Annotated in this window: 19 protein-coding genes; 12 read left to right on the plus strand and 7 right to left on the minus strand. The window is 44.2% G+C overall.

Translation table 11 applies throughout. The features are described 5' to 3' along the window. The first annotated feature begins 37 nt into the window (after positions 1-37). A complete protein-coding gene (gene glpK, locus OCU46_RS18870; RefSeq protein ID WP_141271191.1) occupies positions 38-1555 on the plus strand; it encodes a glycerol kinase GlpK in 1518 nt (505 codons plus the stop codon). Between the two features lie 83 nt (positions 1556-1638). Here glpK and pyrC read toward each other — a convergent pair whose 3' ends face one another. Continuing rightward, entirely contained in the window at positions 1639-2670 is a 1032-nt protein-coding gene (gene pyrC, locus OCU46_RS18875; protein ID WP_141271190.1) for a dihydroorotase, read from the minus strand. A 154-nt stretch (positions 2671-2824) separates the two neighbouring features. On the opposite strand from pyrC, the gene OCU46_RS18880 reads away from it, so the two are divergent. After that, on the plus strand, positions 2825-3661 hold the full coding sequence (locus tag OCU46_RS18880; protein ID WP_141271189.1) for an MOSC domain-containing protein: 837 nt from the start codon (positions 2825-2827) through the stop codon (positions 3659-3661). 47 nt (positions 3662-3708) lie between these two features. Here OCU46_RS18880 and nadE read toward each other — a convergent pair whose 3' ends face one another. Next, on the minus strand, positions 3709-4536 hold the full coding sequence (nadE, locus tag OCU46_RS18885) for an ammonia-dependent NAD(+) synthetase (protein WP_141271188.1): 828 nt from the start codon (positions 4534-4536) through the stop codon (positions 3709-3711). Between the two features lie 94 nt (positions 4537-4630). Here nadE and OCU46_RS18890 point away from each other — a divergent pair, with 94 nt between their 5' ends. Together OCU46_RS18890 and OCU46_RS18895 are read left to right on the plus strand one after the other, a co-directional pair. Beyond that, on the plus strand, positions 4631-5152 hold the full coding sequence (locus tag OCU46_RS18890; RefSeq protein WP_141271187.1) for a nicotinate-nicotinamide nucleotide adenylyltransferase: 522 nt from the start codon (positions 4631-4633) through the stop codon (positions 5150-5152). Between the two features lie 89 nt (positions 5153-5241). Then, positions 5242-5676: a hypothetical protein gene (locus OCU46_RS18895; RefSeq protein ID WP_141271186.1), complete on the plus strand. Its 435-nt coding sequence runs from the start codon at positions 5242-5244 to the stop codon at positions 5674-5676. Between the two features lie 41 nt (positions 5677-5717). Here OCU46_RS18895 and OCU46_RS18900 read toward each other — a convergent pair whose 3' ends face one another. Continuing rightward, positions 5718-6329, minus strand: a complete 612-nt coding sequence (locus OCU46_RS18900; protein WP_244311397.1) for a cupin domain-containing protein — start codon at positions 6327-6329, stop codon at positions 5718-5720. Positions 6330-6514: 185 nt separating this feature from the next. Between OCU46_RS18900 and OCU46_RS18905 the strand changes: the two genes are divergently transcribed. Beyond that, positions 6515-7645 carry a 1-acyl-sn-glycerol-3-phosphate acyltransferase gene (locus tag OCU46_RS18905; RefSeq protein ID WP_141271184.1) on the plus strand — a complete coding sequence of 377 codons (1131 nt, stop codon included), beginning with the start codon at positions 6515-6517 and terminating at the stop codon, positions 7643-7645. Between the two features lie 69 nt (positions 7646-7714). Here the strand turns inward: OCU46_RS18905 and OCU46_RS18910 are convergent, their stop codons facing one another. After that, a complete protein-coding gene (locus OCU46_RS18910) occupies positions 7715-8014 on the minus strand; it encodes a DUF406 family protein (RefSeq protein ID WP_141271183.1) in 300 nt (99 codons plus the stop codon). A gap of 216 nt (positions 8015-8230) precedes the next feature. On the opposite strand from OCU46_RS18910, the gene OCU46_RS18915 reads away from it, so the two are divergent. From OCU46_RS18915 to copI, 7 genes are all read left to right on the plus strand, one after another. Next, positions 8231-8692 carry a TetR family transcriptional regulator gene (locus OCU46_RS18915; protein ID WP_141271182.1) on the plus strand — a complete coding sequence of 154 codons (462 nt, stop codon included), beginning with the start codon at positions 8231-8233 and terminating at the stop codon, positions 8690-8692. Between the two features lie 161 nt (positions 8693-8853). Next, positions 8854-9132: a peptidylprolyl isomerase gene (locus OCU46_RS18920; protein WP_141271181.1), complete on the plus strand. Its 279-nt coding sequence runs from the start codon at positions 8854-8856 to the stop codon at positions 9130-9132. A 306-nt stretch (positions 9133-9438) separates the two neighbouring features. Beyond that, positions 9439-10578, plus strand: coding sequence for an Lcl C-terminal domain-containing protein (locus tag OCU46_RS18925; RefSeq protein WP_141271180.1), 1140 nt, complete (start codon positions 9439-9441; stop codon positions 10576-10578). Between the two features lie 840 nt (positions 10579-11418). Further along, positions 11419-12771 carry a TolC family protein gene (locus OCU46_RS18930; protein WP_141271178.1) on the plus strand — a complete coding sequence of 451 codons (1353 nt, stop codon included), beginning with the start codon at positions 11419-11421 and terminating at the stop codon, positions 12769-12771. Next, positions 12768-14465, plus strand: coding sequence for an efflux RND transporter periplasmic adaptor subunit (locus OCU46_RS18935; RefSeq protein ID WP_141271177.1), 1698 nt, complete (start codon positions 12768-12770; stop codon positions 14463-14465). The genes OCU46_RS18930 and OCU46_RS18935 overlap by 4 nt, the downstream gene beginning before the upstream one ends. Before the next feature lie 2 nt (positions 14466-14467). Beyond that, positions 14468-17590 carry an efflux RND transporter permease subunit gene (locus OCU46_RS18940; protein WP_141271176.1) on the plus strand — a complete coding sequence of 1041 codons (3123 nt, stop codon included), beginning with the start codon at positions 14468-14470 and terminating at the stop codon, positions 17588-17590. An 11-nt stretch (positions 17591-17601) separates the two neighbouring features. After that, the gene (gene copI / locus OCU46_RS18945; RefSeq protein ID WP_141271175.1) at positions 17602-18114 is read left to right on the plus strand and encodes a copper-resistant cuproprotein CopI; all 513 of its coding nucleotides are present in this window, start codon (positions 17602-17604) and stop codon (positions 18112-18114) included. A 459-nt stretch (positions 18115-18573) separates the two neighbouring features. Here the strand turns inward: copI and OCU46_RS18950 are convergent, their stop codons facing one another. The 3 genes from OCU46_RS18950 to OCU46_RS18960 all read right to left on the minus strand — a co-directional run bounded on the left by OCU46_RS18950 (position 18574) and on the right by OCU46_RS18960 (position 20828). Then, positions 18574-18861 (minus strand): hypothetical protein, encoded by a 288-nt coding sequence (locus OCU46_RS18950; protein ID WP_141271174.1) that lies wholly within the window; start codon positions 18859-18861, stop codon positions 18574-18576. A gap of 135 nt (positions 18862-18996) precedes the next feature. After that, positions 18997-20088 carry a calcium:cation antiporter gene (locus OCU46_RS18955; protein ID WP_141271173.1) on the minus strand — a complete coding sequence of 364 codons (1092 nt, stop codon included), beginning with the start codon at positions 20086-20088 and terminating at the stop codon, positions 18997-18999. A gap of 284 nt (positions 20089-20372) precedes the next feature. Beyond that, positions 20373-20828, minus strand: a complete 456-nt coding sequence (locus OCU46_RS18960) for a hypothetical protein (protein WP_141271172.1) — start codon at positions 20826-20828, stop codon at positions 20373-20375. Between the last annotated feature and the right edge of the window lie 125 nt (positions 20829-20953).

Below are 20953 nucleotides of genomic sequence, written 5' to 3' on the forward strand. Positions count from 1 at the left end.
ATTTGATTCCACACAATTAGTACTGATAGGAATACCCATGGCCACAGGCTCTTACATTGTTGCCCTCGACCAAGGCACTACTAGCTCAAGAGCAGTAGTCTTTGATGCTCAAGCAAATATCATAGCCACCTCTCAACGTGAGTTTACTCAGTATTACCCAGAAGCGGGTTGGGTAGAGCATGACCCTCTAGAAATCTATTCATCACAGCGCTCTACTCTCATTGATGTTCTCGATAAGCTTTCTATCAAAGCGGAACAAGTGGCTGCGATTGGTATTACCAACCAGCGTGAAACCACCGTAGTCTGGAATAAAGAAACAGGTAAACCCGTTTATAACGCTATTGTTTGGCAATGCCGCCGAACGAGCCAAATGTGTGAACAACTTAAAGGGCAAGGCTGGGAGGAGTACATACAAAAAGCGACCGGCTTAGTATTAGACCCTTACTTTTCTGCGACCAAGATAAAATGGATTCTAGATAACGTCCCTGGAGCGAGAGACCTTGCAGATAAGGGGAAACTGCTGTTTGGGACAGTCGACACTTGGCTACTATGGAAGTTGACTCACGGCAAGGTACACGCAACCGATCATACCAACGCCTCACGTACCATGATGTTTAACATCAACAATCTCGAGTGGGATGAGAAAATTTTAGAGTTGTTGGATATTCCTAGATCCATGCTACCTGAGGTAAAACCTTCTTCGGGCCTATTCGGTGAGACCTGTATTGGCGAAGATGGAGGATTGAAGATCCCGGTGGCGGGCATCGCAGGTGATCAGCAAGCCGCACTTTTTGGCCATTGTAGCGTTGATCCAGGGCAAGCGAAAAATACCTATGGCACGGGGTGCTTTCTTTTGATGAATACTGGCCAAACCAAAGTAACGTCAAAACATGGTTTGCTTACCACGCTTGCATGCAATGCAAAAGGGGAACCTTGTTATGCATTGGAAGGCGCTGTGTTTATGGCGGGTGCTTCGGTACAGTGGCTTAGAGATGAACTCAGGCTGCTAAACGAATCAAAAGACTCTGAGTATTTTGCCAATAAAGTGGACTCCTCCGATGGCGTTTATGTGGTACCTGCATTTACTGGTCTCGGAGCACCCTATTGGGATCCATATGCGCGAGGGACTATGGTGGGCTTAACTCGCGGTACCAGTGCTGAACATATAGTAAGGGCAACATTAGAAAGTATTGCCTATCAAGCCTGCGATGTAATACAGGCGATGCAAGCTGACGCCAATATTAAAATGCATGAACTTCGCGTTGATGGTGGGGCTTCAAAAAACAACTTCTTGATGCAGTTTCAATCGGACATTTTAGATTGTGAGGTACAAAGACCGAAAATTACTGAGGTCACCGCATTAGGTGCCGCATTTTTAGCAGGGCTTGCAGTAGGGTATTGGAAAGATCTGTCTGAGCTTGAGGCGAGATCTAAGATTGAAACTCGATACAATCCAGTATGTGACAGTGAAAAAAGAAATAAGCGTTATGCTGGCTGGAAGCGCGCCATTAAGTGTGCGCAAATGTGGAGTGATCTTCATGATGAAGATGATTAGCGCTTAATTAGCTAGTCAAAAAAATAGGGTCGCTTCAATCCAATTGACGCAACCCTATTTCAAATTAGTACGGAAAGAGGAGATTAAGCCTCGACTTTCCAAGTCATCATTTCGCCACCTTTGATAGGCACAACGATGTCGTCACCAAACGGCATGGTTTCTGCTACAGGCCATTCAGTTTTAGTTAGAGTCACAGTATCGCTGTTGCGCGGTAGGTTGTAGAAGTCTGGGCCGTTGTGGCTAGCAAATGCTTCTAGGTTCTTAATCTTACCTTCAGCTTCAAATACCTCAGCGTAAAGCTCAAGCGCTGCGTGCGCGGTGTAAGAGCCTGCACAGCCACATGCTGTTTCTTTACGGCCTTTTGCATGAGGTGCAGAGTCAGTACCGATGAAAAACTTCTTGTTTCCGCTTGTTGCAGCTTCAACTAGCGCTTTTTGATGCGTATTGCGCTTTAGGATTGGCAGACAGTAAAAGTGTGGACGGATACCACCAACCAGCATGTGGTTACGGTTGTACATCAAGTGATGCGCTGTAATCGTTGCCGCTACGTTGTCGTTGGCGTTTTTCACAAACTCGACTGCATCGGCTGTTGTGATGTGCTCTAGAACAATCTTCAGGTTAGGGAAGTCATTAACGATAGGCGCTAGTACGGTATCTAGGAACTCTTTTTCACGGTCGAAGATATCAACATCGTGCGTAGTTACCTCGCCATGGATAAGAAGCAGAATGCCTTGCTTCTCCATTTCTTCTAGAACAGGGTAAATCTTTTTCGCGTCTGTAACGCCAGAGTCTGAGTTCGTTGTGGCACCAGCAGGGTAAAGCTTACATGCAACCACTTGACCAGAAGCTTTTGCTTCTTGGATGTCTTCTTTAGTCGTGTTGTCTGTCAGGTAAAGAGACATCAAAGGCTGGAAGGTATCGCTATGATTGTGCTCGTTGATACGAGCTTGGTAAGCAATTGCTTGCGCAGTATTGATTGTTGGTGGAATGGTATTTGGCATAACCAAGGCACGACCATTGTAGCGGCTAATGTCGCGCACGGTATCTTTTAGTACATCGCCATCACGAAGGTGAACATGCCAGTCATCAGGACGTGTAATAGTTAAGTTGGTCATCGTTTTGCTCCCGCCAAAATATTCCTAAAGGTGTTAGAAGAAACCGAGCTTGTGGTATGGTATTCATGCCACGCAAACGGTTACTTGAATGCGGGCGCATAATAGCGAAAATGCAGACGGATTGCATTAACAATGAGACTGTTAGGGGTATAAAGTGAAGGATAAGGCAAAATTAGCGGGCATTAGTATATTTCCTGTGAAATCAACATCGGGCATTGCCCAATCTAGAGCCTGGGTTGGATTAGAAGGAATCAGTTTTGATCGTCGCTTCGTGGTCACAGATCTTGCAGGTCGAATGATGACGGCGCGTAAATTTCCCAAGATGGTGACCATCAAGAGTACCTTGGTCGAAAATGGCATTGTATTGAGCGCTCCTGGTGCCAAGAATTTGCACCTTGCAATTGAAGAATTTGACCGTGATGAATTCGAATGCAAAATTTGGAGTGACCGCTTCTTTGCTTATACCACTACAGAGAAAGCGAATGCTTGGTTCACCGAAGTAATTGGTCGCGATGCGCAACTGCTGTTTTGTGGTGAAGAATCGAATCGCTTCCGAGAAAAGCTAGGAACAAAAGTGAGCTTTGCCGATGCCTATCCGCTATTGGTCATTTCTCAAGGTTCACTGGATGAACTTAACCGCCGCGCCTCACATCCACAAACCATGTCCCAATTTAGAACCAACATCGTGGTAGACGGTGTCGAACCGTTTGCAGAAGACGGTTGGGAGCGTATTGCTATTGGCGAGGTTGAGTTTCAGGTTGGCTCAACGTGTCAGCGCTGCATTCTCACCTCTATAGATCCAGTCACGGGTGAAAAAATGGCCGAAAAAGAGCCTACCGCGACATTATCTCGATTCCGCGCTGATGAAAAAGGTGCAATCTACTTTGGTATGAACCTTGTTGCCCTGAACGAAGGGGTTATTGAGGTCGGGGATGAGGTACGTGTGTTAGAAACCCGTTCTCCTGTGTTGTATCGTGACGCCGATGCATGATCAATAAAGGCACCTTGCGGTGCCTTTTTCTTTTGTAGTATGTGCTATCAATCGTAGATCGTCGGGATTGGGTCGCGTTTGTGCTGTGTGCGTTTGTAAATATCAATAAGCGTTTGTTTTGCTTCTTCAGCTAAAGGCTTACCTTCCAAGAAGTTATCGATGTCATCGTAGCTTACGCTTAGTGCATCTTCATCGGCTTTTTGCGGGTCTAGCTCTTCTAGATCAGCGGTTGGGGTCTTAGTGACGAGCAACTCAGGTGCGCCTAAAGTATTAGCTAATTGGCGAACTTGACGCTTACTTAAACCAAACAGAGGGGCTAGGTCACAAGCACCATCACCAAATTTAGTGTAGAAACCTGTGATGTTTTCAGCTGAGTGGTCAGTGCCTAGCACTAGGCCGCCAACGTATCCCGCGATTTGGTACTGAGCGATCATGCGAGCACGTGCTTTCACGTTACCTTTTACGAAATCGATCTTCTCAGCCGAGTCTGGCATTAGACCTGTTCCTTGAAGCGCTACGCCCGTAGCTGCGTGTAAACCATCTACGCCGTCGGCAATATTAACCGATACTGAGTGTGTCGGTTTGATGAAAGAGAGCGCGAGTTGAGCTTCATCTTCATCTTTTTGAGTGCCATAAGGCAGGCGAACGGCGATAAATTGGTAGTTGTCGTTGGTTTCTTGGTTGAGCTGATCAACAGCAAGCTGGGCTAGACGACCACAGGTAGTGGAGTCAACGCCGCCACTGATGCCGAGAACGACAGATTTGCATCCTGATTCCAGCAATTTACGTTTGATAAAGTTAACGCGTCGTTCAATCTCAAAGTCAACGTCGATGCTTGGCAGTACGCGCATCTCTTGGCGAATTTCTTGTTCCATGAGCTAAATGTCCTAAATATCGAAAGGCAACTTTTGGTATCATATTGCAAATTCAACTTTGTCTCAATTTCCAAACCCTTAGAGAAACGCGATCATGAAAAAAATAGCGGTATTTGGTAGTGCCTTTAATCCACCAAGCTTTGGTCATTTGAGTGTGATTGAGCGTTTAGCGCATTTTGACCAAGTGCTATTGGTGCCTAGTATTGCCCATGCGTGGGGTAAGCAAATGCTCGATTATTCAGTCCGATGTTCCATGATAGAGGCTTTCATTGGAGATATTCCCTGTAACAACGTCGCCCTGTCACGTATTGAGGAAGGGTTAGACTCAGAGCAGGGTGGGGTTACCACTTTTCAGGTGTTAAGCGCGATACAGCAAGAGAATCCGCAAGCTGAGTTAACCTTTGTTATGGGGCCGGACAACCTGTTTAGTTTCGCAAAATTTTATAAAGCGGATGAAATAATGAAGCGTTGGAATGTGCTTGCTTGCCCGGAAACAGTGGCTATTCGTAGTACAGAAATACGAGAAAAGCTTGCACAAGGTCAAGAAATCAAACACTTAACAAGTAAAAATGTTGTCAAAATATTGCAAAATGAGGAGTTATACCGCAATATTTAACGTTGCGATGACAGAAACTATTTTTTACAAGGATTGATAACGCAGTGACGCGATTACATACAACACTAGCACTAGTATGTGGCACTTTTATGGCAGGAACTTCTGAAGCCTGTGTGTCAGATCGCGATCCTACCCGCTCTCTCGTCCTTGTTGACTCTACGCTTACCCTTTGTGAAAACCTAATCGAGACCGTTGACGAATTGGTTGATGATTTATTAGTTTCAACCAATATCAAAGAAGAACCATCAACCTTGGGCTACTGGTCTGATTGGATGATGGACAATGTAGATGACCCGTTGTTAACTCAGCAGGTCAGTCAGAGCTTCTTTGGTTTGGGCGTTTTTCGTCCACATGAAATGACCACTAACGATGATGAACTCTCTTATGAAGAGTGGATCAAAACGCACGGTGTTCAACTAAGTGTGGGTATCGGTGAGAAAAACGAGCCACGAGTTCGACTCGATTATCAATGGCATGAACGTCACGAAGATGTTTTCCACGTACAAGTGGAAGTGCCATTCTAGAGAGATTTTTAAAGCGCCTATCGAAGGCGCTTTTTAGTTTATTAACGGTGAAGCGTTTCGCCGAGCACCGCCAGTCGAGCCATTTTGTATCCTTGTTCGTTCCCTGCAAACAAAGCTTTAGCAATATCAGTGTCTTTTTTACCCGATAGTCGCAATTTCTCTGCTTCTTTGATTCTCATAACCATCTGGTATTCAGCGGATAGGTCTTTACCAGCGCTGTCCCACTGACTCAATTTATGACTTAGTGCGGTGGTTTGCAGGTTAGGGTGCATTTCTAGCAGTTCGTACTGCAAGGCAGTCAGCAAAACCTGCTGATGCTCAGAAAGACTCGATACCTCAGACAATTTATCTAGTAGCGATAACACCAGAGAGTTGGGCTTCACGTAGCCTGCTTGATGCGGAAAGGGTTTGCTTAAGCGTTGTGACGCTTCTACGACCTTACAGCGGCTATTAGGAAAGTAGCTCAACGCTGATAAGCAGTTAGCAGGAAGCCAAAAGGTATCTCCAGCGGCGATAGCGTATTCAATTTTACCTAATCTAACGCTGACTAAGCCTTCAACAACGTAAATGAGTTGGTGCTTTAGTGTGGGTTTTCTTGAGGTAAGAGATAGGTATTCGAACTGTTTATCTTCAAATTGTATAGCGTAATGCATGTCGTTCAGCATCTGTTGAGCAGGGTTTTCATTAGGTTAGCGCTTTCTGGAGCCCTAATAAAGTAATAAAACCGACAAGATGGTATGGTTATATGGTCTGACCTTACAAAATCATCAATGATCTAGCTGTAAATTGTCGCGTAAGTGCGTAAAATCGGCGTGATTTTTAGAGAATGAAGAAGAATATGTCTACCGAGAACGATATTTACCAAGAGATTCGCCCTTACAACGATGAAGAGATTGCTCCAGCAATCCAGCGATTGATTAACGACGAAGAATTTATCTCAGCAATATTGAACCAAAAGTTCAGCAATCACGCGAAGTGGTTTCAGGCACTCATGTCTCCTTTGGTGAAGCTGTATCTAAAAAATCGTTGGGGAAAACTCAACTCCATCGACGCTGTGCAAGTGGAAGTCGAAAAATACCTTAAGAAAGCGCTTGATAGCACGACCGATGATGTCACCTTTGAAGGGCTAGATAAGCTTGACCAAAATACGCCGTATTTATTTATCTCGAACCACCGTGATATTGCGATGGATCCAGCATTGGTGAACTATGGTCTGCACCATACCAAGCATCAGACCATGCGTATTGCGATTGGTGACAATCTATTGAGTAAGCCGTGTGCGACAGAGCTAATGAAGATCAATAAGAGCTTCATTGTTAAGCGCTCAGCAAAAGCACCACGTGAAATGATGAAGGTACTGGGGCTTTTGTCTTCTTACATTAAGCACTCATTGGAAACAGGAAACTCTATCTGGATCGCACAAAAAGAAGGGCGCGCTAAAGATGGTAATGATTTCACTGATCCGGCAATTATTAAGATGATTCAATTAGAGGGACGCAAGCGCAAGCTATCCTTCTCAGAATACGTTAAAACTCTTAAAATTGTACCCGTTGCTATCTCTTATGAGATTGACCCGTGTGACATTGCAAAAGCTAATGAACTGCATCAAAAAGCCACAAAGGGTGAATACAAAAAATCAGAATTTGAGGACATTGATAGCATTGTTAAAGGGATCACGGGATACAAAGGTCGCATTAACGTGAGCTTTGGTGATGTGATAGATAGCGATATTGATAATGCCGATGCACTGGCCAATGAGATCGATCGCCAAATTCACGACAACTACAAACTGTTCCCAATCAATCTGCTTGCTGCGGGTGTTGAGGACAGTAGTATCGACCAAGTAACACGAGACAAGCTTGAGGCGAAATTGGCTCAACTAGAGGAAGGCGCTAAAGCATACCTTATTGATGGCTATGCAAACCCAGTAAGAAACTTATCGAAAGATAAATCTGAGCAGGTCGCATAAGACTAGTTTGATAGTGTAAGAATAAAAAAAGGTCGAACTTAGTTCGACCTTTTTGATCTTTGAAAGAATCTATCGAGAAAGAGTACGGCTCTTGAGATCGTAGATCAGTTTTTCCGCACTTACTTCAAACTTAAGTTTAGCGTGAAGTTCAAATTGCTCTTTTTCTTCAATCTTGATTTCATGCTCAACCGCACTGTTCACTTGTTTTGCAAGCTCAAGGTACTTAGCAAATTCAGCTTCTACTGCTTCTTTCGTTGACGCAAAAAGCGATACTTCTGAAACTTCATCACCAACATTGATGACAAATCCCATCTCGCCTGCAACGCCACACGCTTCACACACTTCAGGTTCTTTTATTAGTTTTGACATAGCCATTCTCCTAAAACGATTTGCTTCAGTTTACATAGCTATGTGAGCGACATCTACAAAAATTCATAGACGTGTAACTATTAATTACAGGAATTGAAACTGGTTACTAAGTTATGTCATTAGATTGTCAGAATAAGGTTCCGTATATTGAATCTAGGTTACAACTATATGAGTATTAACTTATTCAAGATAAGTCAATTCACAAAGGTCGGTGTAATGCCAAAACGCAGTAGAGAAGATACAGAAATCACCATCAATAAGATCATGGATGCAGTCGTTGAGCAATTATTGACCGTTGGTTATGACAAGATGTCATATACCACATTGAGTCATGCGACTGGTGTATCTCGCACAGGTATTAGCCATCACTTTCCGAAGAAAACTGACTTTACAACCGCGTTAGATGGTCGAATTTACAAATTATTTTTAGAGCATTTGAATTTAGAGTCGGGCTTGCAAGGGTTTTCAAAAAGCTGGATGAGTTCTCTTGAAAAACCGCAGTTCTTGGCGATATTGCGCTTGATGTTCCATCATATTGTTACCTCTGATAGTGCGCAAGAGTTTGCGAAGCAGGGCATCGATAGACTGTTCGTTTTGCTAAAAGAATTGTATGGCGAAGATAGCGAGAAAGAACTTGAATGGTTATTTGGTCGCACCATTATTCAATTAGCTAAATAATCTTGATTTAATTAAACGCTGAGCCATTTGCTCAGCGTTTTTGATCGAGTGTTCCCAAGATTATCGTTATAACTACTAATGATGTCATTGGCGAACAAGGGGCTAACAAGTCTCTCGATATTTTGTATAATGCGTCCAAATTGAACTATAGAGATTCCACCATGGCACGCACTGCGCACGCACTACACATCTTGGTTAAACATAAAGACCAAGCTGAAGATATCATCAAACAGCTAAAGAAGGGCGCTAAGTTTCAAACCCTTGCGCGCAAATACTCTAATTGCCCATCAGGCAAGAAAGGTGGTGATCTTGGTGAGTTTAAAAAAGGCCAGATGGTTCCTCAGTTTGATAAGATCTGTTTTAGTGGTGAAACCTTGGTGCCGCATCTAGTCAAAACTAAGTTTGGCTGGCACGTAGTGAAGGTTCTCTATAGAACTTAGCGTTAAATATTTCTTTTTAAACGGCAGGGCATTGGCTCTGCCGTTTTTGTTTTTCAAGTGTGCGAATCTTCTCATAGCCTAAAGGTTGAACATTTAATCCAGCCTCGATTACATGTGTAGAAGTGTGCTTTGGGATAAAGGAATCAAAGAATCCAAATTTAGGTAGGGAAAGTTACTTCAGAAATGAATATAAATATTCAAAACTTTGCTTCTATGTATGCTCCGTAAATTCAGGTAAAGAGAGTAACTTTTTGAACTCCGATTGTTATGATTATCATCTAATGCAGAATCGTAACAAGGATGTTTATGTCTTATCTCCTGCGAAATATCGCGATATCTACAGTGTGCTGCTCTATGGTGATGACAGTTGCCAGCGCATCCAGCACTCACAACTACCCTGTAGTATCCATAGAGCACGGCCAATATAAAGATAACAACAACGACACCATTACCGATGAGGTCACAGGGTTAATGTGGCAGAAAGGTTATCAGGTGATGAGTTATGATGAAGCCGTTCAATATGCAAAATCTGCAGAACTCGGCGGATATAATGATTGGCGTCTACCGAACATCAAAGAGTTGTATTCATTGATCTTATTTACCGGCGTCGATGCTAGTAATAGAGATATGTACACCGTTCCTGAGGGCTCTAAACCTTTTATTGATACAGGTACCTTCGATTTTGCATACGGTACAAATGGCAAGCGCGTTATTGATTCTCAATACCTTTCTACGTCTATTTACTCAGGCAAAGTGATGGGTAAAGACAAGGCAGTATTTGGTGTAAATTTCGCAGATGGTCGCATCAAAGGTTATCCGTTAGTCCAACCTCGTACCAAACAAGACAATCAATTTACCGTTCGCTTGGTTCGTGGAAATTCGGACTACAGTAACAATCACTTTATAGATAACAACAATGGCACAGTGAGTGATGCAGCTACGCAGTTAATGTGGTCTAAACAAGATAGTCAAACAGCGATGGACTGGTCTGATTCTAAAGACTGGATAGCTACACTTAATAAAGAGGAATACCTAGGCTACAACGACTGGCGCTTACCTGATATTAAAGAGCTGCAAACTATCGTTGATTATAGTCGTTCACCTCAAGCCACTGACTCGGCTGCTATCGATTCTGTATTTTCAATATCGGCTATCAAAGACGAACAGGGCAACGAAAACTACCCTGCATTTTGGAGCTCAACCACCCATCAAAAAGTGGGTCGTAACTCTCAATCACAAGCCGCTTATTTTTGCTTTGGTGAATGCCTTGGTTATATGAAGAAACCAGGGTCTAGCGAGCGAAGATTACTCGATGTCCATGGCGCGGGTGCTCAAAGGGCTGAGCCTAAGGCAGGCGATGCTAAGGATTACCCAAATGGTTTCGGCCCACAAGGGGACGTAATCCGCATTAAAAATTATGTGAGAGCGGTTCGTGATATGCCATAACGCTGTTAATAAGTTCGTGTTCAGCGGAGCGTCGCAGCTGACTATGACCTAACAGAATTGTTGCAACATGATTTAAGCGACATTTAAGATAAATTAGCCAGTATCTTGAGTGAAATAGAACTTAAGTTTTGCCCAGCTTGTTGTTTTTGTTGATGATAAAAAACGTCGAATAGATGCTGTTTAGAGCCATCGTCGGCTATAATCACAAGAGTCGGTCGTTTTATATTCAAGTCTCTGGCTCTAAGGAATACTTAGTGTGAGCAATAACTCTTTAGGAGCTTGCTTTATCTTTATTTAATTGACTTTGACTGGGTTAATGGTTTAAATCTGCGTTTGTAGTGGGCCTTGTATATTAGCAATGAAGATTACTAGTAAGTTGAGAACATCGATAACTCTTCTTCTAGCACTGATATTTACGTTATCAGTGCAGCTTGCTAGTGCTACCTCGTTTTCAAAAGCGCACCCTATGGAAGATACTCGCATGGAACATCATTCTATGATGACAGATTGTGATTCCTCTGGTGGTTCGCCCCTCAAGGCCTCCGACACAGTCCACAAGTCGGTTGACTGCTTTGGACAAGAACATTGTGGGTATACCTGTTGCCAGTCTGCAGGGGGGAACCCGCTATCTTTTAGTGGCTCTGAGGCGCGAGAAGCGACTCACTCTGCTAGCCTATCTCCATTCAATACTTATCAAAATGAGCCTCAAAGAGGAGTATCCAACTCCCTCTACAGGCCACCGATCTCTTAATTTCATTATCTAACACGGTATCGCATTTGAGTATGCGGTTCTTTTAATGCGTGTGCATTTAATCACGCGTTGCAGTTAATGGAATTCTCATGTTTATCAAACATTCTATAGCGGGCTCTCTGTTGGGTGCCTTGCTAATCAGTACTTCGGTAAGTGCAAGCAGTGAGCTAAATAGGCTTATTGAGCAAGCATTGGACGCCGATAAAAACCGGATGCAATTCAGCGCTCAGTCTCGAGCAATGCAAGAGCAGGGTATTGCTAGTTCAAGCTTAATGGATCCCAAGCTTAAGTTTGGGGTCGGCGGATTGCCCGTGGATAGCTTCCGCTTTGACGAAGACCCGATGACCAATATCTCCGTCGGGTTAATGCAACAGTTTGAGCGAGGCGCTAGTCAGTCACTCAAACAAAAAAAATCCAATCAACAAGCGGAAGGCGCTCAATTTCAAATAAGGGCAAGAGAGCTAGAGGTTGCAAAGGCGATGACAACCTTGTGGTTAGAGTTGGGTTATCTGCAATTTATGCAGGAGAATCTCAAAGAAAATCATCAACTCCAAGCTCAACTGCTGCGCTACATGGAGAGTAATTACTCTCTAGGTAACATTGATACACAAGATTTGTTAGATGCTGAGCTTTCTTTGAGCAAGCTCGATGACAAACTCCAAGCAAACACTCAGAACCAACAGCGCATTCAATACCAGTTATCTGAGTGGCTAGGTGATGAGTGGCTACAGCAACAGCATCAATTACAGGCTGCAAACAACCTAAATTGGCCAAATGTCGATAGTAAGTTGTCGGGCTCTACTGGGGTTAAACATTACCCGCTGTTGCAAGGGCACCCTATGGTGCAGCTGTCAGAAACCCAAATTAAAACCAGCCAGATTGAGGTAGATATCAGCGAGGAAGCGTATGCGCCTCAGTTTGGTGTCGAAGTGATGTACGCTTATCGTCAGGCTGACAATATGCGTGGTGAACCAGCTTCAGACTTGTTGAGCGCTTATGTCACAGTGGATATCCCTTTATTTACTGGTAATCGACAAGACCGAGTGAGCAATGCCGCTCAACATAAGCTTGGCGCTTCAAGGCTTCAAAAAGACCTTTTGCTTCAACAATTAAATGCCAAGCTCAATACCTTAATCGTCGAAAAAGATAACTTTGAACAGCGAATCGAGCGCTATGAAGGTGCCTTATTGCCTCGCTCCAAAGAGCGAGTAGATGCTGTTAATCGAGGTTATGACAACAATACTTTGGCGTTTGAACAGGTGATCAAAGCGCAAGCTGAGGATTTATCGTTGCACTTAGAATATGAACGCCTTATCACCGACCTCAATCTTACAATCTCCGACATCGCTTACTTGATAAATGGCTACGGTTATCAGGTCAGTGCTCCAACGTATTCAACAGCTCAGTCTCACGGGGCAAATTCTCAGGAGTCCAAAAAATGAATAAGCCAACTTTAGCTATTTTATCTCTGATCATCGGTGGGGTGATTGGAGGCATTGTGGGCCCTTATGTTACTCACCTGTCTCATGACAAGGATATGGGTGAAGCAAGCTCTAGTAACGAGCCTCTATATTGGGTAGCGCCTATGGACCCAAATTATCAAAGGGATAAACCAGGGAAATCCCCAATGGGCATGGACTTAGTTCCTGTATATGCCGAGGACTTATCTGGTGAGAAAGACAAGCCTGGTACCGTGAAGATCGACCCAGCGGTAGAAAACAATTTAGGTGTAAAAACCACACTGGTGGTGAAACAAAAATTGAGTCCGCAATTAGATACAGTCGGGTATGTGGGCTTTGATGAAAGTCAGCTATGGCAAACTAATGTCAGAGTCAATGGGTGGGTTCAGCGCCTTAACGTTAATGTGGTTGGCCAGCGTGTCAAAAAGGGTGAAGTCCTGTTCACTCTCTACTCACCAGACCTTGTGAAAGCGCAAGAGGAGCTACTGAACGCTTACAGAACTAATCGTAAGGGCTTGATTAAGGGCGCTACTGAGAGATTACGTACTTTGGGTATGGACTCAGCTCAAATTAACTACGTGAGAAAGCGTGGTGTAGCGGTGCAAAATATGGCAATTAAAGCGCCATCAGATGGTGTTGTTGCCAGCCTAAACATTCGCGAAGGCAGCTATGTGACACCTGCGACCACAGCCATTTCAGCAGGACCTTTGGATAAAGTTTGGGTAGATGCTGAAGTATTTGAGAGAGAATCGCACTGGCTAAAGCAAGGCACACCAACACATATGACTTTGGACGCATTGCCAGGAGAAAACTGGCTGGGTGAACTTGATTATATCTACCCCATTCTCGATGCAAGCTCGAGAACCTTGAGAGTGAGATTGGTGTTTGATAATCCAGATCTACGACTGAAGCCGAATATGTTTGCTAATTTAACGATCCAACCTACCAGTGACGACGAAGCCTTGGTGATCCCGCGTTCATCGGTCATTCGCTCTGGCGGTATGGCTCGAGTGGTACTTGCTGAAGGTAATGGGAAATATCGTTCAGGACGTATTGAGTTAGGGCGTGAAGATACGGATAGCATAGAGGTCCTTCAGGGTTTAGAAGAGGGAGATAAGATTGTTACCTCCGCTCACTTTATGCTGGATTCTGAGTCGAGTATCAACGCAGACTTCTCTCGAATTAATGGTGTTGAAGCTCCGAAACCAAGCGTATGGACCAAAGGTGAAATCACCGATGTGATGCTAGATCATGGGATGTTGACCATCAACCATGAACCTGTGCCAGAGTGGGATTGGCCGAGTATGAACATGAACTTTAACCTTTCTGACGAGGCTGAAGTTGCCCCAATGCAGGTAGGGCAGAGCATTGAGTTTGAGATGCGAAAAGGCGCTGGTGGTCAGTACGAGATAGTGGATTATAATCTCGGTGAAGTGGCCGCTGTATCTGAGGTATGGATGCGCGGAGAGATCACTATGCTGATGGCTGATTTTGGGATGATCACCCTCGAACATAAAGCATCGGAGGCGCTTGCTTGGGAAGCTGGTGAAATGAACTTTACCGCAGGTGAGTCAGTCGATTTAAATGGCTATAGCGAAGGACAAGAAGTCGAGTTTTTAGTTCAGCAACAGGGTAATGATTACCTTCTTCTTCAATTGAAAATGAAGGAGGACTAGCAGTGATCAACGCAATTATACGATGGTCGATTCATAACCGATTTCTGGTTCTAGTATTGACTGTATTTCTCACTCTAGGTGGTTTATACAGTATTAAAAATACGCCTGTGGATGCCATTCCTGATCTATCTGATGTCCAAGTCATCATAAAAACCAGTTATCCAGGGCAAGCACCGCAAGTTGTTGAAGATCAGGTCACTTATCCTTTGACTACAGCGATGTTAGCAGTGCCCGGTGCAGAAACCGTTCGAGGTTATTCTTTTTTCGGTGACTCCTACGTCTATATCATCTTCAACGATGATACTGATATGTACTGGGCAAGATCCCGCGTACTGGAATATTTGAGCCAAGTCGCCCCTAATTTGCCAGTGAATGCTAAGCCGACTTTGGGGCCTGATGCCACTGGGGTAGGTTGGATTTACTCTTATGTATTACAGGATAAAACAGGGCAACACGATCTTGCTGAGCTAAGGACTCTTCAAGATTGGTTTTTGAAGTTTGAGTTGCAAACCGTTGAGGGTGTATCTGAAATTGCCACGGTAGGTGGGATGGTGAAGCAGTATCAAATCCAAATTGATCCTGCAAAACTTCGCGCTTATGACCTTACCTTGCAGCAGGTTAATCAGGCTATATCAGCGGGGAACCAAGAAACTGGTGCGTCTGTGGTTGAGGTTGCTGAAGCTGAGCACATGGTTCGAACAACCGGCTACCTTTCTAGCATAGAAGATATTGCTTCTCTGCCCCTAAAGGTGAACGCACAAGGCACTCCCTTGCTTCTTGGTGACATAGCCGAGATCAATTTAGGACCTCAAATGCGACGAGGTATTTCCGAGTTTAATGGGGAAGGCGAGGCCGTTGGTGGCGTGGTCGTGATGCGCTTTGGCGAAAACGCCAGTGAGGTGATAGAGCGTGTAAAAGAAAAATTGGAGGAGCTAAAACACAGCCTACCAGACGGAGTAGAGATAGTTCCAACCTATGATCGCTCCACCCTGATTGATACCGCCGTTGAAAATTTGTGGCAAAAGTTGCTTGAAGAGTTTTTGGTAGTGGCAATAGTGTGTGCCATGTTCTTATTCCATATTCGCTCTTCTCTAGTTATTGCTCTTAGCCTACCTGTGGGAATATTAAGTGCATTTATAGTCATGTATTGGCAGGGAATTAACGCCAATATCATGTCTTTAGGTGGAATTGCCATAGCGATAGGTGCCATGGTAGATGGCGCCATTGTGATGATTGAAAACGTGCATAAACACGTAGAGAGAACGTCTTTAACCGATGAAAACCGCTGGCAAGTGATAGGTAAGGCTGCGGAAGAGGTAGGTGCGCCACTGTTCTTCTCTCTGATGATCATCACTTTAAGTTTTGTACCGGTTTTTGCTCTCGAAGGCCAAGAGGGCAAGATGTTTTCCCCTTTGGCTTTCACTAAGACTTACGCGATGGCAGCAGCCGCTGGCCTTGCAATCACTCTTGTACCGGTTTTGATGGGCTACTTTGTGCGAGGAAATATACTTCCAGAGCATAAGAACCCAGTAAACCGAGGTTTGATAGGTTTGTATAAACCGCTCCTCAACCTCAGTCTCAATTATCCAAAGAGCACCATACTGGTAGCCATAGCTTTGATGGGATCCGCGTATTACCCATTAACCAAGGTGGGCAGTGAATTTATACCGCCTCTGGATGAGGGGGATCTTATGTATATGCCAACCACTTATCCGGGTATTTCTATTGGTAAAGCACGAGAACTTCTACAACAAACCAACAAGCTCATTCGAACTGTTCCAGAGGTAGAGTCAGTATGGGGCAAGGTAGGGCGTGCGGAAACCGCTACCGACCCCGCACCTTTGACCATGATAGAGACGACGATCCAACTAAAACCTCGTTCTGAATGGCGTGAGGGTGTAACTACCGAATCTTTGCGCAAGGAGTTTGATGATTTAGTGAAATTCCCAGGACTGACCAACGCTTGGGTGATGCCAATCAAAACGCGTATCGACATGCTAGCAACGGGTATCAAAACACCGATAGGTATCAAGGTGGCAGGTGCTGATTTGTCAGTGATAGAGCAAATTGGTGCGGATATCGAACGTATATTGTCCGAAGTGCCGGGAACGGCATCGGCCTATGCAGAGCGAGTAGCAGGTGGTCGGTATGTCACCATAGATATCAATAGGCCCAAAGCTGCGCGATATGGGCTCAATATACAGCAAGTACAACAGGTCATTTCAACTGCAATTGGGGGAATGAATGTAGGTGAAACCGTAGAAGGGCTAGAGCGATATCCGATAAACGTACGTTATCCACAAAAGTATCGTGATTCAGTTGAGAACTTAAAGGTTTTGCCACTTGTCACTCCAAATGGTGCGCGTATTGCTCTTGGTGATGTTGCAGATATTCGATATGAAGATGGTCCTCCAATGATCAAAACAGAGAACGCCAGACCTAACGGTTGGATCTTTGTGGATATTGAGGGGCGAGATTTAGGTTCTTATGTAGCCGATGCGCAGCAAGCGGTACGCGAACAACTTGAACTACCAGCAGGCTATTCACTGGCATGGTCAGGGCAGTACGAGTATATGGAAAGAGCAAAAGAGCGACTGATGGTGGTAGTGCCTATCACGATTGCCATCATCATGCTACTGCTCTATTTCAGTTTCAAGCGTATCACTGAGGTATTGGTGATCATGGCTACTTTGCCACTGGCTATGGTTGGTGGCATTTGGCTTTTGTACGCACTCGGTTTCAACTTCTCTATCGCTGTTGGTGTCGGGTTTATTGCACTTGCTGGTGTCGCGGTTGAGATTGGAGTGATTATGTTGGTGTACCTCAATCAAGCGTGGCATCACACTAAGCTAGATGCACAGGAAAGCGATCGTTCGCTTTGTTTGAAGGACCTTTCCAACTCCATTCGAGAAGGGGCGGGACTTCGCGTACGTCCTGTAATGATGACAGTAAGTACTATCATCATTGGTCTTATCCCAATAATGTACGGTGCTGGCACCGGCTCTGAGGTGATGCAACGTATCGCCGCTCCTATGATAGGCGGTATGACTTCTGCCTTGATATTAACCCTAGTAGTTCTTCCTGCAGTATTTAAACTGCTGAAATCACGAGAAATCAAAAGATAAGGAATCATATTATGAAAAAATCGACTCTACTGTTTGCTACTTTGTTGGCGACAAATGTGGCTATTGCTAGTAGCGAGCACCACAATATGGATCATTCTCAGATGGATCACTCAGAGATGGACCATAGCAAAATGGACCACTCGACCATGCACGGTTCAAGTAGTGTTGGCATGCCTGCAAAAGGCGCTAAACCTGACAAGGTAGTACATGTACTTTTAGGGGATGACATGAGTATCAAGTTTAAGCGCGACGTCACAATAGAAGCTGATGACGTAGTGCAGTTTGTCGTGCTCAATACCGGAAAGATGGAGCACGAGTTTGTGATCGGCACAAATGCCGAGCATGCCGAGCACCGAGAAATGATGGAAACAATGAGTACCCACGACATGGAGAATTCCGTGGTGGTAGCTCCAGGCAAAGCAAAGCAAATCCTATGGCACTTTCATGGGGACTCAGAAGTAGAGCTAGCATGTAATATGCCGGGTCATTATGAGGCGGGAATGGTTAAAAAACTCAGCTTGTAGCTGATGTTTTATAAGGAGTTATATTCAAGGGCTACGACGATAAGCTAAGTGTGCGCAGTTCAGGCTGTAGCTTCTTGATTTAGTTCTTTTGATCTAAACAACACAAGAGTCAGTTGGTCGATAACGACCAACTGATGCCCACACGGTGTGTTTTATAGTGTACTTTTCAACGCTAAGTAGTAGGGGAAAATAGCCCTATAACTTTGTTTTGGATTTATGTGAATCTAGCCAGGTTTGCAATGGGATTTCTCCCTTCTTCAATTTTGGTCCACGATATCTTTTCAATTTTCCAAGTTCTAGATCTATTCGGGGGACATAAGTGCGGTCGGGTCTGGAGCCTTTACGACGTGTGCTCTTATGAACGATCAACGATTCAACGGTTAAGTTTTCCACTTTAGCGTACCTCAGAGTGCAAATTTTAAATGTGGGAATGTCATTATTTGTCTAAGTTACGACTGCTTAATCGTCGACGAATCCAAGCTGTCTAGCCTGCCTCAGCGCTGAACGAGGACTAGTGCTAGAACCGGATTGGAGAAGGTGGGTACATTTTAATAACTGACGACTATCCAAGCGCCAGTCATGATCAACCAACTTGTTGATCTCTTGCGCCTCTGGCTTGGCGTCATTTTCTGTGTAGCGATCGAATAAATAGATGTAATAGATTGCTTTTGCCGTACGAATCTTGTGTTGGCAGTAAATAAAACTAATCAATAACACTAAGGAGAGATATATAAAAAGAATTAACATTTTAAAATCCTATATAAGATGTAGCCGCATGACTGAAGTTTGCAGGTCAGCCTCGGCTTGAATAATCAACAGAAGTTTTTCAGCTTTGTTCTTTAAAGTTACAGAGCAAACAGCTTTGGTATTTTTGTTGTCACGTTACTCAAACATTAAGATGATGTAGGCGATGAATAGAATTAGATGAACAGTACCTGTGAGAGCGTTAGTCTTTCCGCTACTAAAGCTAATACCAGTCATTACTAAAGTAGTTACCAATAACACTGCTTCTGCTGGCTCAAGGCCTAGTACTATAGGCTCTGCAAGGACCTGTGAGATCAGCAAAACAGCAGGAACGGTTAGCGCGATAGTGGCGAGTACCGAACCAAAATACAGATTCATCGCACGCTGTAATTGATTATTTAAGGCTGCTTTTCCGGCACCGACGGCTTCAGGAGCCAGTATTAAGATGGCAACAATTAAGCCCCCAAGAGCTTGTGGTGCACCTAATTTGGCAATTGCTCCATCGATAGGAATCGCTATGCTCTTCGCCATCAAGATCACGACACCTAAGTGCGCAACTAGCATGATTGAGTGGTAGAGGTTGCTACGCATAGGTCCATGAAACTCATGCTCATCATGATGACGGTCATCAACAAAGAAATGCGTATGGCTTTTGGTTTGAATGTATAAAAATACGGAGTACACCACGACGGACGCAAACACTAAGGTAATAGTCAAAGCTAATGACATTGCCCCTGAGTGATCGACTGCGGTGAAGTTGGGTAGTACTAAACACAAAATTGCTAATGGAGTGATCACTACAAGGTATGATTTAAGCCCATCTAGATTGTAGTCTTGAGTGTGGTGCTTCATGCCTCCAATTAATAATGTGATTCCAACTAGGCCATTTAGGACCGCCATAACAACAGCAAACATGGTGTCTCTGGCTAACAATGGGTTTGCGTCCCCTGTTAACATGACCGAAGAAATCATCACGACTTCAAGTGAAATGACCGATAGTGTAAGGATTAAGGTACCGTAAGGGTCACCTAATTTAATTGCGAGTGCGTCTGAGTGGCGAACAACAGCAAAAATTGCTGCCATTGCTACGACAAACAAAATCACCGTTAGGCTGATCCCTTCGAAGGAAGATAGTTCGGTAGCCAAAACTGAGTCACCGCCGCTTTTGAAAAATACAACCGTAAGCGCAGCGATAAACAAGACATACTCTTGCTTTATGAAATTTCTCATATTGTCGCCCCTTGTTTAAATAATGGAGCAACACAAGTCGGCCGTCTTTTGTCGCCATGATTAAGGTGACAATGTGAAATAGAGTGGGGTAGTGGATTCATTAGAAATCCTGATATCTAGTTTGATATGTCTGACTAACAACCCAAAACTTATACTGACGTACTGACGTACTGACGTACTGACGTACTGACGTACTGACGTATTAGAGTACAGTTGTATCGTTTTGGGGGTTTATCAGAGTGAAGACGCGAAACGTCGCTCAGAGAAACTCTGAGTTATCAAACTCAAGCAGACAGAGGTAATCTCTGCGAGTAGAGGGTATTCCCGTCCTTCCAGCCGGAAATACGAGACTTGGATGAGGAAACTTGTCCGCTCCAGTGCAGGTAGGCAGGAATGAGGGCGAATACTAGGGTTGCTAGCAGGAGTAAAGGTGGCGCAGCAAATGCGACCAAAAGGTGGTATGACGCAGTGAAATCTCGTTCAGCCCCATCGATATGGCATATACCGCGTCGCGGAGTAGTACAGTAATTGGCACTATACTCATCGTTGAAAAAGGTCGTGCCACTGTCATTGTTTTGTTCAAGACTAGAGACTTGCGACTGGCTTTGAATTTCTGCGATGGAGTGTGTTTGACTGACTGTAGTGAGTTTATCTTGATCTGGATATGCGTGAGCAACAACGGTGTGCAGGCACACAGTCACAAAGGCGACAACAATAAATGTAATGCAGCGCTTTAACACTCAACGTCCCATGATTGGTTAGATAAATAAAAACTCTTCGCGAGTATACAAGAACAGTGGTCTGATGTGCTGGTCATCCCCCTACGAATTGTTAGTAAATATTTCACGACCAATTAAAGAAAAAC

The sequence above is a fragment of the Vibrio comitans genome (assembly GCA_024346835.1).
In the GTDB taxonomy this organism is placed as follows: Bacteria; Pseudomonadota; Gammaproteobacteria; order Enterobacterales; family Vibrionaceae; genus Vibrio; species Vibrio comitans.